The organism is Brachybacterium sp. SW0106-09, from assembly GCF_001293905.1.
Lineage (GTDB): Bacteria > Actinomycetota > Actinomycetes > Actinomycetales > Dermabacteraceae > Brachybacterium > Brachybacterium conglomeratum.
Genome location: NZ_BCAK01000058.1, coordinates 1 through 12,604 on the forward strand (window position 1 = coordinate 1; position 12,604 = coordinate 12,604).

The 12,604-nt window shown below is 72.4% G+C and carries 12 protein-coding genes; 5 read left to right on the forward strand and 7 right to left on the reverse strand.

The window, feature by feature from the left end; all coding sequences use genetic code 11:
• Window positions 1-108 precede the first annotated feature (108 nt).
• On the forward strand, window positions 109-1,323 hold the full coding sequence (locus Y09_RS15590) for a hypothetical protein (RefSeq protein ID WP_053918789.1): 1,215 nt from the start codon (window positions 109-111) through the stop codon (window positions 1,321-1,323).
• A gap of 101 nt (window positions 1,324-1,424) precedes the next feature.
• Complete coding sequence (locus tag Y09_RS15595) at window positions 1,425-2,300, forward strand: hypothetical protein (protein WP_053918790.1); 876 nt, start codon at window positions 1,425-1,427, stop codon at window positions 2,298-2,300.
• A gap of 92 nt (window positions 2,301-2,392) precedes the next feature.
• On the opposite strand, the gene clpB is transcribed toward Y09_RS15595, so the two are convergent.
• Complete coding sequence (clpB, locus tag Y09_RS15600; RefSeq protein ID WP_053918791.1) at window positions 2,393-5,035, reverse strand: ATP-dependent chaperone ClpB; 2,643 nt, start codon at window positions 5,033-5,035, stop codon at window positions 2,393-2,395.
• A 286-nt stretch (window positions 5,036-5,321) separates the two neighbouring features.
• On the opposite strand from clpB, the gene Y09_RS15605 reads away from it, so the two are divergent.
• Window positions 5,322-6,719, forward strand: coding sequence for a PrsW family intramembrane metalloprotease (locus Y09_RS15605; protein WP_053918792.1), 1,398 nt, complete (start codon window positions 5,322-5,324; stop codon window positions 6,717-6,719).
• A gap of 90 nt (window positions 6,720-6,809) precedes the next feature.
• Here the strand turns inward: Y09_RS15605 and Y09_RS15610 are convergent, their stop codons facing one another.
• Genes Y09_RS15610 through Y09_RS15625 form a run of 4 tightly spaced genes read right to left on the reverse strand, consistent with a single transcriptional unit; the run spans window position 6,810 to window position 9,638 of the window.
• On the reverse strand, window positions 6,810-7,250 hold the full coding sequence (locus Y09_RS15610; RefSeq protein ID WP_053918890.1) for an RNA-binding S4 domain-containing protein: 441 nt from the start codon (window positions 7,248-7,250) through the stop codon (window positions 6,810-6,812).
• On the reverse strand, window positions 7,247-8,791 hold the full coding sequence (locus tag Y09_RS15615) for an amidase (protein ID WP_053918793.1): 1,545 nt from the start codon (window positions 8,789-8,791) through the stop codon (window positions 7,247-7,249). Before Y09_RS15615 ends, Y09_RS15610 begins: the two co-directional genes overlap by 4 nt.
• Complete coding sequence (locus Y09_RS15620; protein ID WP_053918794.1) at window positions 8,788-9,297, reverse strand: low molecular weight protein-tyrosine-phosphatase; 510 nt, start codon at window positions 9,295-9,297, stop codon at window positions 8,788-8,790. Before Y09_RS15620 ends, Y09_RS15615 begins: the two co-directional genes overlap by 4 nt.
• A gap of 11 nt (window positions 9,298-9,308) precedes the next feature.
• The gene (locus Y09_RS15625; protein WP_053918891.1) at window positions 9,309-9,638 is read right to left on the reverse strand and encodes a GNAT family N-acetyltransferase; all 330 of its coding nucleotides are present in this window, start codon (window positions 9,636-9,638) and stop codon (window positions 9,309-9,311) included.
• A gap of 24 nt (window positions 9,639-9,662) precedes the next feature.
• Here Y09_RS15625 and Y09_RS15630 point away from each other — a divergent pair, with 24 nt between their 5' ends.
• Window positions 9,663-10,028 (forward strand): DUF952 domain-containing protein, encoded by a 366-nt coding sequence (locus Y09_RS15630; protein WP_010551005.1) that lies wholly within the window; start codon window positions 9,663-9,665, stop codon window positions 10,026-10,028.
• 79 nt (window positions 10,029-10,107) lie between these two features.
• On the forward strand, window positions 10,108-10,743 hold the full coding sequence (locus Y09_RS15635; RefSeq protein ID WP_010551004.1) for an L-threonylcarbamoyladenylate synthase: 636 nt from the start codon (window positions 10,108-10,110) through the stop codon (window positions 10,741-10,743).
• An 89-nt stretch (window positions 10,744-10,832) separates the two neighbouring features.
• On the opposite strand, the gene Y09_RS15640 is transcribed toward Y09_RS15635, so the two are convergent.
• Window positions 10,833-12,143 (reverse strand): MFS transporter, encoded by a 1,311-nt coding sequence (locus tag Y09_RS15640; RefSeq protein ID WP_053918795.1) that lies wholly within the window; start codon window positions 12,141-12,143, stop codon window positions 10,833-10,835.
• Window positions 12,144-12,298: 155 nt separating this feature from the next.
• On the reverse strand, window positions 12,299-12,538 hold the full coding sequence (locus Y09_RS15645; RefSeq protein WP_053918796.1) for a hypothetical protein: 240 nt from the start codon (window positions 12,536-12,538) through the stop codon (window positions 12,299-12,301).
• Window positions 12,539-12,604 lie beyond the last annotated feature (66 nt).

The following is a 12,604-nucleotide window of genomic DNA, read 5'->3' on the forward strand; positions in this document are numbered from 1 at the left end:
CGAGGGCCGAGGGCCGAGGGCCTGCGACCGTTCCTCCACACCCGGCCGTCGTCCACATCGAGGCCCGGCCCCGGGCGGCGCGGACCGAGCGATCCCTAGCCTCGCGCCATGGACACCTTCTGCGGATGCGACACCGAGACCCTGGACGATCTGGCCGAGCGGGTGCGCGAGGGCGCGCTGCGCCTGATCCAGCTGATCGAGCTGCTGCGCGAAGCCGCCGAGTCGGTCGACTGGACCGGTCCGGACGCCGACGCCCACCGTCACCGCACCGCGACGATGGCCGAGCACGGCCTCGCCGCCGGCGCCGACCTGCGCGCGAAGGCGCTGGAGCTGAGACGCCATGCGTGGGAGCAGGAGCGGGCCTCTGAGCTCGACCCCGGAGCGGCGGTGCGGGCCGAGCTCCCCGGGGACGGGGGCGGCGAGGGGATCTTCGAGGATCCCGGCCGCTGGATCGGCGGCCCGATGGCACCGGCGGATCCGCTCGACCCGCTGCCCGGACTCCGCGGCCTGCGCGACCTGCCGACGCCGCCCGGTGGCTGGGGTCCGTGGGCCGGAGGCCCGATGGCTCCGGCGGAGCCGCTGGATCCGCTGCCCTCGATCCCGACGCCGGGCGGCGGCTGGGGTCCGTGGATTGGCGGGCCCTTCATGCCGTCCCCTCCGCCGCCCGCAGTGTCGGGACCTCTGCCCGAGGGTGAGAAGTTCGCACTCGATCCGGAGATCGTCGCCGAGGCGCGTGGCGACCGTGAGCTCGCCCTCGGCTCCGTCCCGGTCGCCGGTCACGTCCAGACCGCGCTCGGCCTGCACGAGGAGCTCGGGCACCTCAACGATCGCCTCGACGAGGCGGCCGGCGGCACGGTCTTCGAGCCCCTGGCCCGCGTGGCGCGAGTTCCCCACACCGTGACCGAACCGGTGCTGGGTGAGGGCTCCACCGCAGGCCAGCTGGCGGGCGTCCTGGATCGGAGCTGGGCGAACGTCCTGCAGACCGGTTCCGAGGTGACCGCCGCCGTCGGCGAGGGCGACCTCGCCGCGGCCGCGCGCGCCGGCGAGCGCGGGCTGTACCGCAGCGCGGAGAACTCCGCGGATCTGCTCACGATCTCGCCGATCCCGGCCTATGCGGAGACGGGCGCGGATCTCCTCGGCGAGGGGGCCGACGCGGTCCGCGGGATCAGCCCGGAGGCGGCTGCCGCTCTGCAGAGCGCTGAGGCCACGGTACGGGAGGACGTCGAGGGTCTCACGGACTTCCGCGAGACCCTCACCGACGGGGAGACCTGGTACGACGCACGCCGTCGCTACGCGCCGATGCCCTGGGACCCTCAGGGCTGACACGCGGGACAGAGCCGTGCATCTCCGTCGTGACGCCCCGGCTCGGCATGGGGAGCAGTCCCCATCGACCGCTGCGACGCAGCACGGCATGATATTGCGCCATGACCTTCCAGGGTGCCGACACCGATCAGTTGCGAGCGACCGCCACCGCCTTCGAGCGCGGCGCCACCTCGCTCGAGACGCTGCTGACCACCCTGTCCGGTGTCGTGAGCGCGGTCGACTGGCAGGGACCGGACGCCGACCGCTTCCGCTCCGACTTCGAGTGCCTCGTGCAGCAGGCCGACGTGACCGCATCGGACGTCGCCGAGCGTGGTTCCCGACTCGAGCAGGAGGCCGAGGAGCAGGATGAAGCGTCGTCCGGCGGCGGTGCGGGTGCCGATGCCGGACCGGGCGGCCCGACCCCTCTCGACCGGATACGCCGGATCTTCGGTGGCCTGTCCAGCTCCGACGAGACCTCGGATGCCGAGGAGAAGTTCCGCGAGGTCTCGAAGGAGATCTTCAACAAGGTCGCGGACAAGGTCGGCGACTCTCGGGAGCTGCCCACCTGGGCGCGGCGACTGACGAAGGGAGTCGCCGCCGGAGTCAACGTGTACCCCGAGATGGAAGAGATGTACCAGCACCTCGCCGCGGGCGAGACCGGCCTAGCGATCGGCGATGGCTTCGAGATCGTCTGGGGTGCTGCTCCCCACCCGGTCGCGGCTCTCGGATCCATGGCGAACGAGGAGTTCACCGGTCCCGGCGAGGACGCCACCTCCCCCTTTGAGAAGTGGGGACAGATCCAGGAGGAGAGCTTCGGCGCGCGCTACGGCGAGAAGGTCGGGAGCGACATCTCGCACCTGCTGGGTTTCGAGGACGAAGGCACGATGGACAACCTGATCACCTCGGGCGGCGGAGTCGCCGGGTGGACGACGTTCTCGGCCTTCGGCCCGACAGGTTTCCTGAACCAGGCCAGCGGCGTCTGGAACTCACGGGACTGACGAAGTCCGAGATCGCTTGACCGAGCACGACGAGGTCCCGGTGCAGGGCTGAGCCCGCACCGGGACCTCGATCCCGCAGAGAGGTGCCGAGGTCATTCCTCTCTGGATGCAGGGACGTCGTCCTCGACAGACGTGCCGAGCACGAGCCCGTCGCCGTCGGCCGCAGTGGTCACCGTGACCGTCTGGCCGTCCTGCACCTGACCGCGCAGGATGAGGCGAGCGAGGCCGTCCCCGATCTCCTTCTGCACCAGGCGCTTGAGCGGCCGCGCCCCGTACATCGGGTCGAAGCCCTCCTCGGCGAGCCAGCGCGTGGCCGCCTCGTCGACCTGCAGCTTGATGCGCCGTTCGGCCAGACGCTCCGCGACCTCCTGGATCTGCAGGGTGACGATGCTGCCGAGCTGCTCGCGGGAGAGCGCGTCGAACAGCACGATGTCGTCGAGCCGGTTGAGGAACTCGGGCTTGAAGGAGGCGCGCACCACCTGCATCACACGGTCGTGCTTCTCCTGCTCGGTCAGCGCCGCATCCTGCAGAGCATGGGCGCCGAGGTTCGAGGTGAGGATCAGGATCGTGGAGCGGAAGTCCACGGTCCGTCCCTGCCCGTCGGTGAGCCGGCCGTCGTCGAGCACCTGCAGCAGCACGTCGAACACGTCAGGGTGCGCCTTCTCGATCTCGTCCAGCAGCACCACCGAATAGGGGCGTCGCCGCACCGCCTCGGTGAGCTGGCCGCCCTCGTCGTAGCCGACATAGCCCGGGGGCGCTCCGACCAGCCGTGCGACGGTGTGCTTCTCGGAGTACTCCGACATGTCGATGCGGATCATCGCCCGCTCGTCGTCGAAGAGGAACTCGGCCAGCGCCTTGGCCAGCTCGGTCTTGCCCACGCCCGTCGGACCCAGGAACAGGAACGAGCCGGTGGGACGGTTCGGATCGGAGATCCCCGCCCGGGCCCGTCGCACCGCGTCGGAGACCTCGGAGACCGCACGCTCCTGCCCGATCAGTCGCCTGCCGATCAGCTGCTCCATCTGCAGCAGCTTCTCCGTCTCCCCCTGCATCAGACGCCCGGCGGGGATGCCCGTCCAGGCGGCGACCACCTCGGCGATGTCATCGGGGCCGACATGGTCGGCGACCATCGGCCGCTCGTCCTCGCCCTCTGCGCGGCCCTCCTGCTCCTCGGCCTCGCGCAGCTGCTGCTTGAGCGAGGGGATGTCGCCGTAGAGGATCTTCGAGGCCGCAGTGAGGTCGCCCTCGCGCTGCGCTCGGTCGGCCTGCATCCGCAGCTGCTCGAGCTGCGCCTTGAGATCGCCGACCAGGTTCAGCCCGGCCTTCTCGCGCTCCCAGCGGGCGGAGAGCTCCTGCATCGCCTCGGTGCGGTCGGCGAGCTGGGAGCGGACGGAGTCCAGGCGGGCCAGCGAGCCTGGGTCGTCGCTCCCGGCGAGCGCGAGCTCCTCCATCTTCAGCCGGTCCACCTGGCGCCGCAGGATGTCCAGCTCCTCGGGGGAGGAGTCCAGCTCCATGCGCTGGCGCGAGGCGGCCTCGTCCACCAGGTCGATCGCCTTGTCCGGCAGCTGGCGCCCGGCGATGAACCGGTCGGAGAGGGAGGCCGCGGCGACCAGTGCGGAGTCGGTGATGGTGACCTTGTGGTGCGCCTCGTACTTGTCCTTCAGACCGCGCAGGATCGTCACGGTGTCCTCGACGCTCGGCTCCCCCACCAGCACCTGCTGGAAGCGGCGCTCGAGCGCGGGATCCTTCTCGATGTTCTCGCGGTACTCGTCCAGCGTGGTCGCGCCGACCATGCGCAGCTCGCCGCGGGCGAGCATGGGCTTGAGCATGTTGCCGGCGTCCATCGAGCCGTCGCCGGAGCCGCCCGCGCCGACCACGGTGTGCAGCTCGTCGATGAAGGTGATGATCTGGCCGTTGCTGGTGCGGATCTCTTCCAGGACCGCCTTCATCCGCTCCTCGAACTCGCCGCGGTACTTGGAGCCGGCGACCATCGAGGAGAGGTCCAGGGAGATCAGGCGCTTGCCGCGCAGGGAGTCGGGGACGTCGCCGGCGACGATGCGCTGGGCTAGACCCTCGACCACGGCGGTCTTGCCCACGCCGGGCTCGCCGATCAGGACGGGGTTGTTCTTCGTGCGGCGGCTGAGCACCTGCACGACGCGGCGGATCTCGGCGTCGCGTCCGATCACCGGGTCGAGGCGTCCCTCGCGGGCCTGCTCGGTGAGGTCGATGCCGAACTTCTCGAGGCTCTGGAAGGTGCCCTCGGGGTTCTGGGAGTCCATCTGATTCATGCGGTCATCTCCTGGGGTGAGTGTGCGGACGGCATCGCGGAGAGCTCGTGGGGTGGCGCCGACGCTGCTGAGCAGCCTCGAGGCCGCGTCCTTGCCGAGTGCGATGCCGATCAGCAGATGCTCGGTGGACAGGTAGGTGCGGTGGGCGGCGTCGGCCTCGTGGCGCGCCGCCTCGAGGGCGTCGTAGCCGGTGCCGACGAAGGTGGGCGAGGACTCCGCGCCCCCGCCGGAGACGCGGGGCAGGGAGTCGATCGCCTGCTCCGCGCGACGGATCACGTCCAGGGGATCGACGCCGACGGCCTCGAGCGCGGCGCGGGCGATCCCGTCGACCTGCCCGGCGAGCGCCCACAGCAGGTGCATCGAGCTGATCTGGGGGTTGCCGAGCTCGACGGCCTTCTCCGCTGCCGCGGTGACGGCCTCCTGCGAGCGGGTGGTGAACTTGAACTCCACGGTGCTCCTTCTGCTGTGCGGGCCCTTCCGGGCGGTGGTCTCGGGATGATCATCCCTGCTCGTTGGGGTCAACGTCGACAGGGTTGAGTCTATTCCGCTCAACTTCGCGGTGGTCGAGCCGCAGGGACGCGAGCTCGTCCACAGGCGGCCCGGCGCCCGGGTGTGCGGCGCGTCTCCCCTGTAGCATCGACCCGGAGCCGCGCACCGTCCGTCCAGGGGAACCGACGCCGACGGGGGCGTCGGCCCCGCCTGCATCCCCGCACCTCCTCCAGAGACCGAGGCCTCCATGTCCCAGTCCCCGTACCCGCCGCAGGGCGGCCAGTACATGCCCAACGGTCGCCCGCGGCCGGGAGCGACGCAGTCCGCGCCCGGGGCACCGTCCTTCCAGCAGCAGCCGCGCTACATCGACTACGGCAATCCCCGGGCCTACGACACCTCGGTGCGTCCTGCCTCGGGCCTGACCGCCGCGCGCTTCGCGCCGGCGCAGATCCAGCGCCCCGACCACGCCCAGCCGCAGTCGGCCTGGTCCACCCAGACCCGTCGGGTGCAGCAGGTCTCTCAGAACCCCACGCAGCTGCCCGCGGTGAGCATCCTGGTGTGGATCTCGCTGATCGTGCTCGGCTTCGCCCTGCTGCTGGTGCTGGGCTACTTCTTCCTCGAGTTCGTGCTCACCGCGAGCTCGAGCCCGGCCTGGTGGCCGGTGACCGCCTTCCTCGCCGGGATCTCCCTGGTGGTGATCGGCCTGGTGATGTTCCTGGCCGACCGATGGGACCCGCAGCCCTTCCCGCTGCTGCTCATCGCGGTGTTCTGGGGCGCGGCGATCGCGGCCTTCGGCAGCTACTGGATCAACTCCCTCAACAGTCTGCTGGTCTACATGGTCACCGGCAGCGAGGCGGCCGTCGCGTTCGCCGGCCCCGTGATCAGCGCACCGCTGGTGGAGGAGACCACCAAGGGCGCGGGCCTGCTCGTGCTGATGCTGCTGGCGCGCCGCTACTTCAACGGCCCGCTGGACGGGCTGATCTACGGCTCCCTGATCGGCGGCGGCTTCGCCTTCACCGAGAACATCATCTACTACACCCGGATCCTCGAGGAGGCGGGCGGCTACGGCGTGCTGTTCCCGTTCCTGCTGCGCGGGCTGGGCAACATCTTCGGCCACGCGATCTACACCGCCTGCACCGGCGTCATCGTCGGCTTCGTGGCCCGCAAGTGGGGCACGATCATGGGCTTCCTCGTGTTCATCCCCGCGCTGATCCCCGGCATGCTGCTGCACGCGGCGTGGAACTTCACCGCCGGCCTCGGCGGCGGCCTCGGGATGACGGTGCTCATGTACGGCGCGAAGTTCCTCCTCTCCTGCTGCTTCCTGGTGTTCATCGTCGTGCTGATCTGGGACGAGTCCCGGCTGACCCGCGTGCGCCTGGGCGACTACGCGAACCAGGGCTGGCTGACCCATGAGGAGGTCGACATGCTCGCGACCTGGAAGGGGCGCCGCGAGGGCAAGCGCTGGGCCGCCCAGATCGGCGCGAAGCCCGTGATGAAGAGGTTCATCCGCGAGAGCGCGGACCTCGCCTCGATCCGTCAGCGCCTCCTGGCCGACGGCGCGAACCCGAAGGTCGTCCAGATCGAGCGGAACCTGCTGCAGCGTCTGACCAGCAACCGCCAGGAGCTGCTCTCCCACGCCCGCTGAGCAGCGCCGACACGATCAGGGCACAGCCCTCGCGCACAGGCCCCACCCCCGGTGACCGGGGGCGGGGCCTGTGCCGTGAAGGACCACAGGTCAGCGCTCGTCCTCGCTCCAGGGGTGGTGGTCGCGGCCGCGCAGGCGCTCGAACTGGCGCCGTTCGCGCTTCGTGGGCCGGCCGGTCCCCCGCTCGCGGCGGGGCGGCGCCGCGGCGAGCTGCGGGACCGGCTCCGGGCTGTGGTCCTCGTAGGCCTCGCGCGCGATGGGGGCGCCGACGCGCTTGGTGAGGATCTTCGTGACGACCACGATCTTCTCCCGGCCCGGGGAGCGCACCCGCAGCTCGTCGCCGACGGAGATCCGCTGGGCGGCCTTGACCGGCTCGCCGTTGCGGCGCACATGGCCGCCGCGGCAGGCGGCCGTCGCGGCCGAGCGCGTGGGCATCAGCCGGGCGCTCCACAGCCACACGTCCAGACGCACCGACGTCGGGCCCGACGGGCTCCCGGTCCCGGAGGCCTGACCCGCTCCCCCGTCGCTCATGCGGACTGCGGCGTCCGCACGAGCGGCCACGGGTCATGCGCCTCGAGCTGGGCGGCGAGGGCGAGCAGGAGCGGCTCGTCGCCGGGCCGCGTGGCGCCGAGCTGGACGCCGAAGGGCAGCTCCACGCCGTCCACCGCTTCGCGGTGCAGCGGCACCGAGAGCGCGGCGGTGCCGAGCATGTTCCAGGTGCTGGTCCACGGGGTGAAGGCGCACTGGGCGGCGAAGTCCTCGGCGCCGTCGGCGAGTTGGAGCGTCTCCGGGAACGCGGGCGGGGCCGCGAGGGACGGGGTGAGCACCACGTCGAAGGAGGCGAAGTCCTCGAGGGTGCCGCGGGCGAGGGCCTGCACCCCGCTGAACGCGGCGGCGAGGTCGACGCCCGTGCATGCCCTGCCCTGCTCGCGCAGCCAGCGGGTCAGCTCCAGCAGCTGCCCCTCCTGCACGGGCTCGAGCGGGATGCTCGCCGCGCCGACGGTCCACAGCGGCATGAAGGCGGTCCACTGCTCCGGGGTGAACGGGGCGGGGATCTCCTGCGTGCTGTGCCCGAGGTCCTCCAGCAGGCGCACGGCTCGCTCGAGGCCGGCGAGCGCGGCCGGGTGCACCTCGGTGTCCGCGGCCAGCGGCTCGCGCAGCACGCCGATGCGCAGCCCCTGCGGCGCCGCGCCCTGCTCGAGCCGTGCGAGATAGCTCCCCTCGTGGGCGGGGGCCGGCATGAAGTCGCCGGGGCGGGGCCCGGCGATCAGGTCGAGGCCCGCCGCGAGATCGCGCACCTCACGGGCGAGGACCCCGTCGGTGACCAGCCCCATCCCCTCGCCGCCGTACGGTCCGGGCGAGACGAGGCCGCGGGACGGCTTCAGCCCCACGATCCCGCAGCAGGCGGCGGGGATCCGCACCGAGCCGCCGCCGTCGGAGCCGTGGGCGATCGGCACGATGCCGCTGGCGACCGCGGCGGCGGCGCCGCCGCTGGATCCTCCGGCGGTGCGGCGCAGGTCCCAGGGGGTGCGGGCCGGCGCGCCGGTCGCGGGCTCGGTGTAGCAAGGCATCCCGAACTCGGGGGTCGTGGTCTTGCCGACGGTGAGGGTGCCGCCGTCGAGCAGACGCTGCGCGACCCCATCGGTGCGCGTGGCCATGTTCCCGCGCAGCGCCGCGCTGCCGGCCTCGAAAGGGGCGCCGGCGAGCTGGGTGAGGTCCTTGATCGGCATCGGCACCCCGAGCAGGGGGTGGCTGCGGGAGAGCTCCTCGAGGGCGCCGTCGGTGCGGGCCGCCTCCAGGTGCTCCCCCGCCTCGCGGGCCTGGGCGAGGGTGAGCTCCTCGAGGACGTGGGCGAAGGCCCCGACCTCGGCGCCGACGGTGCGGGCGCCGTCGAGCGCAGCCTCGGCGAGGGTGACGGGATCGATCTCGCCGGAGCGCAGGGCCGCGGCGGTGGAGAGGGCGCCGAGCGGCGCATCCGTCGGCCCGGAGGCGCCCCGAGGCGCTCCCGCTCCCCCGTCGGCCCCCTGGGCCGCGCCCGCCGGGTCTTCGGGCTGCGGAGTCGCGGCGGTCACCGCCTGACCCCGTCCTGGGCGCCCTGCTCGAGACCGGCCCGCACGTGGTCGAGGATCCCGTCGACGGCCTCGCTGATCTGCTCCCAGGTGAGCTCGAAGTCGCTCTCGTCGCCGTACCAGGGATCGCGGATGCCGGTGTCCTCCACGGGCTCGGGGGCGAAGACGCGGACCATGCGCAGCGTCTCGGCGGCCCGGTCGGCGCCGAGCACCGAACGGATCGGGTCTACGTGGTCGTGGTCCAGGGCGAGCACGAGATCCGCGCTCCTCAGCTCCTCGGGATCCATCCGTCGGGCCCGGTGGCCGGAGGGGTCGATCCCGTGCTCGCGCAGCAGCGCCCCGGCGCGCGGATCGATCGGGTTGCCGCTCTCCCAGCCGGTGGTGCCGGCGGAGGCGATCTCCACCTCCCCGGCGAGGCCCTCCGCCTCGACGGCCTCGCGCAGCGCGTACTCGGCCATGGGCGAGCGGCAGATGTTGCCGGTGCAGACGGTGAGGATGCAGTAGGTCAACGTCACTCCTGTCAGGTGGTCGAAGGGGTCGTCCCGGGGTCCTCCAGCAGATCCGCGTACTCGGGATGACGCTCGATGAAGCCGCGGACGAACCAGCAGGTGGGGCGGACCTTCAACCCTCGGGCGCGAGTGTCCTCCAGGGCGAAGCGGACGATCGCCGAGCCGATCCCGCGCCCCGAGCGGTCCGGGGCGACGACGGTCGAGCGCAGGTCGCGCACCTCGTCCTCGTCCTCGAAGGCGAGGACGGCCACGACGGTCTCGCCCTCGAGGGCGGCGAAGCGGTCGCGATCGTCGTCGTGGACCAGGCGCACCGCGCCCTGGTCGGCGGAGGTCTCATCCATGCCGGTCACGGTACACTGCCGCTCATGCCCTCGCCCCTGATCTGGCACATCACCGAGTCGGCCGCCTGGGAGGCGGCGGTCCCGGAGGGCGTCTACACCCGCGCGACCCGCGGCAGGGACCTCGCCGAGGAGGGCTTCCTCCACGCCTCCTGGCCCGAGCAGGTCTCGAAGGTCGCCAAGCGCATCTACCCCGACCGCCCCTCGGACCTCGTGATCCTCGAGATCGACGTGGGCCGGGTCGAGGCGGCCGGCATCGCCGTGGACATCGAGGCCGACGTCGACGGGAAGGGCCGCGGCTACCCGCACATCATGGGGCCGCTCCCGGTCAGCGCGGTGGTGCGTCTGCGGCGCACCAAGTGGATCGGCCGGGAGTTCGTGGTCGTCGCCTGACCCGGCCCGTGCCCGCCCCGACGCGCGCCCTGCCCGCGCGGGACCGCCCCGCCCGCTCCGTGCGGGCGTACCATCGGGCATGGCCAGATCACGTCGCTCCGCGAAGTATCTCGACATCCATCCGGAGGATCCGCAGCCCCGCCTGATCGAGCAGGCGGTCGCCGCGCTCGAGGAGGGCGGCCTGATCGCCTATCCGACGGACTCCTGCTACGCGCTGGGCTGCCGTCTCGGGGACGCGGACGGCCTCGAGCGGATCCGTCGCATCCGCCAGGTCGGCAAGGACCACCACTTCACGCTCGTCTGCGCGGACTTCGCCCAGCTGGGGCAGTACGTGCTGGTCTCCAACCCGACCTTCCGCCTGGTCAAGAACGCGACCCCGGGGCCGTACACCTTCATCCTCCCCGCGACCCGGGAGGTGCCGCGCAAGATGGCCCATCCCAAGAAGCACACCGTCGGGGTGCGGATCCCCGATCACCGGGTGGCCCATGCGCTGGTCGAGGCGCTCGGCGAGCCGATCCTGTCCTCGACGCTGCTGCTGCCCGGGCAGGAGGACCCGCCCTCGGAGGGCTGGGTGGTGCAGGATCTGCTGGGCGAGCAGGTCGACGTGATCATCGACTCCGGCGAGGTGGGGATCGAGCCGACCACCGTCGTGGACCTCACCGGGTCCGAGCCCGTGATCGCCCGTGAGGGCGCGGGGAACGTCGACCGGATCTGATCGGCGAGCTCCCGCCCCGTCCGTCCGACCCCGCACCGGCCCCTCCTCGCGGCTCCCCGCCGTCTCGCCGCGCCCCGACCCCGGGATCGTCAGCCCTGCGCCGCGGTCCGGCGGGTGGAGAGGACGCCGGAGAACGCGAGGATTCCCAGCGCGTAGATCGGCACCAGCCACAGCGCGTAGCGCAGCGTCAGCGCGTCCGCGAGCGCGCCGACGAGCGGCGGGGTGAGGAAGAAGCCGAGCCGTGCGAACCAGCCCACCACCGTGATGCCGACGCCGGAGGGCACGCCCGGGAGGTTGTCGGCCGTGCGGAAGGCCGCCGGGAACAGGGTGGCGATCCCCCAGCCCGCCGCCGCGAAGCCGAGCAGCGCGGTCGCCGGGCTGGGCAGCAGCAGGGCGATGCTCATCCCGACCAGGGCGATGAGGGCGCCGACGCGGGCGGTGACGCGGTCGCCGAGCCGGTCCACGATCGCGTCGCCGGTGAAGCGGCCGATCGTCTGGGCGCCCTGGAGGGCGACGAAGGCCATGCCGGCCAGGAACGGGGTCGCCTCGAAGGTGGAGCGCATGAACAGCGCGCCCCAGGTGTTGCCGGCGTCCTCGGTCGACCCCGCGAACACGAGCACCATGCCCAGCGCCGCCACGAGCCCCAGCGAGCGCAGGCCCATCCCCGCGATGCGCCGTCCCGCGGGCGCGACCGGCGGCACCTCGGCGGCGGAGGCGGCCGACGGACCCGCCGGGGAGTCGCTCGACGTCCCACCGGCACCTTCCGTCGCGGCGGTCGGCGCGCGCTCGGTCGAGTCGTCGCCCGGGAGCAGGAACCGGTAGGAGCCGAGCACGAGCGCGCCGAAGACGATCAGGCCCGCCACGCCCTGCGCCCACAGCGGCAGTCCGACCTGTGCGGAGGCCGCGCCGAGCAGCCCGCCGAGGACCGCGCCGAGCGACCACCAGCCGTGGTAGCTGTTCATGATGGAGCGCCGGTAGCGGCGCTCGACCCGCATGCCGTGCGCGTTCATGGAGATGTCGGTGAGCGCGTCGGCGGCCTGGGCCAGCAGCAGCGCGGCCGTCAGCCACAGCCAGGAGCCGGAGACGTAGATCGCCAGGTGAGAGGTCGAGGCGAGCAGCTGGAAGGACACGGAGGTGCGGGCCGAGCCGAAGCGGGACATCAGCCGGGCGGCGAACAGCCCCGCGAGCAGTCCGCCGAGCGGCCCCAGCCCGACCGCGAGGCCGAAGGCGGTGTTGCTCAGCCCGATCGACTCCACCAGCTCGGGATACCGCGGCAGGATCGCGCAGAAGGAGGCGCCGTTGAGGAAGAAGATCAGCGAGACCGCCCGGCGCGCGAGCATCGCGTCACGCGGCACGGCGGGGCGGAGGGCGTCGTCGGCCGACGAGGAGTGAGCGTTCACGACGCACCATTGTCCGTCACGACGGGGGCTGCGTCACGCCAGGTCCTCGCGGGGGCTCTCCCTGGCGGTCGGGCCGGGCAGGAGCGTCCCCGGACACGACCGTGCCCGGCCGCCGCGAGGGCTGCCGGGCACGGTGGAGGCTGAGGAGCGGGGGCTCAGGTGAGGAAGCGCGGCACCAGGTCGAAGGTGACGAACAGCGCCACCAGGCACATGGCCAGGCCCGCGATGAAGGTCGCGGCGGTGAACATCGCCATCACATAGAGGCCGGCGGCGAACAGGCCGAACAGCACGAGGAACAGCACCACCGACAGGACGACGTTGTTGCCCTTCGAGGTCATGTTCTCGTCCTCGTGCACTCGCGCGCGGCTCGTGTCCGCGACGTGCTCGTTGCTCATGCTGCCTTCTTTCCTGACTCTGCCGGTCCGCGACCGGCGGTGCGGCGTCCACGGCGCCCGTCATCA

Excerpts from the sequence above, each read along its gene's own strand:
- Y09_RS15590 (WP_053918789.1), top strand. The coding sequence starts at position 109 with ATGGACACCTTCTGCGGATGCGACACCGAGACCCTGGACGATCTGGCC.
- Y09_RS15595 (WP_053918790.1), top strand. The coding sequence starts at position 1,425 with ATGACCTTCCAGGGTGCCGACACCGATCAGTTGCGAGCGACCGCCACC.
- Y09_RS15605 (WP_053918792.1), top strand. The coding sequence starts at position 5,322 with ATGTCCCAGTCCCCGTACCCGCCGCAGGGCGGCCAGTACATGCCCAAC.
- Y09_RS15610 (WP_053918890.1), bottom strand. The coding sequence starts at position 7,250 with ATGAGCGACGGGGGAGCGGGTCAGGCCTCCGGGACCGGGAGCCCGTCG.
- Y09_RS15625 (WP_053918891.1), bottom strand. The coding sequence starts at position 9,638 with ATGGATGAGACCTCCGCCGACCAGGGCGCGGTGCGCCTGGTCCACGAC.
- Y09_RS15630 (WP_010551005.1), top strand. The coding sequence starts at position 9,663 with ATGCCCTCGCCCCTGATCTGGCACATCACCGAGTCGGCCGCCTGGGAG.
- Y09_RS15635 (WP_010551004.1), top strand. The coding sequence starts at position 10,108 with ATGGCCAGATCACGTCGCTCCGCGAAGTATCTCGACATCCATCCGGAG.
- Y09_RS15645 (WP_053918796.1), bottom strand. The coding sequence starts at position 12,538 with ATGAGCAACGAGCACGTCGCGGACACGAGCCGCGCGCGAGTGCACGAG.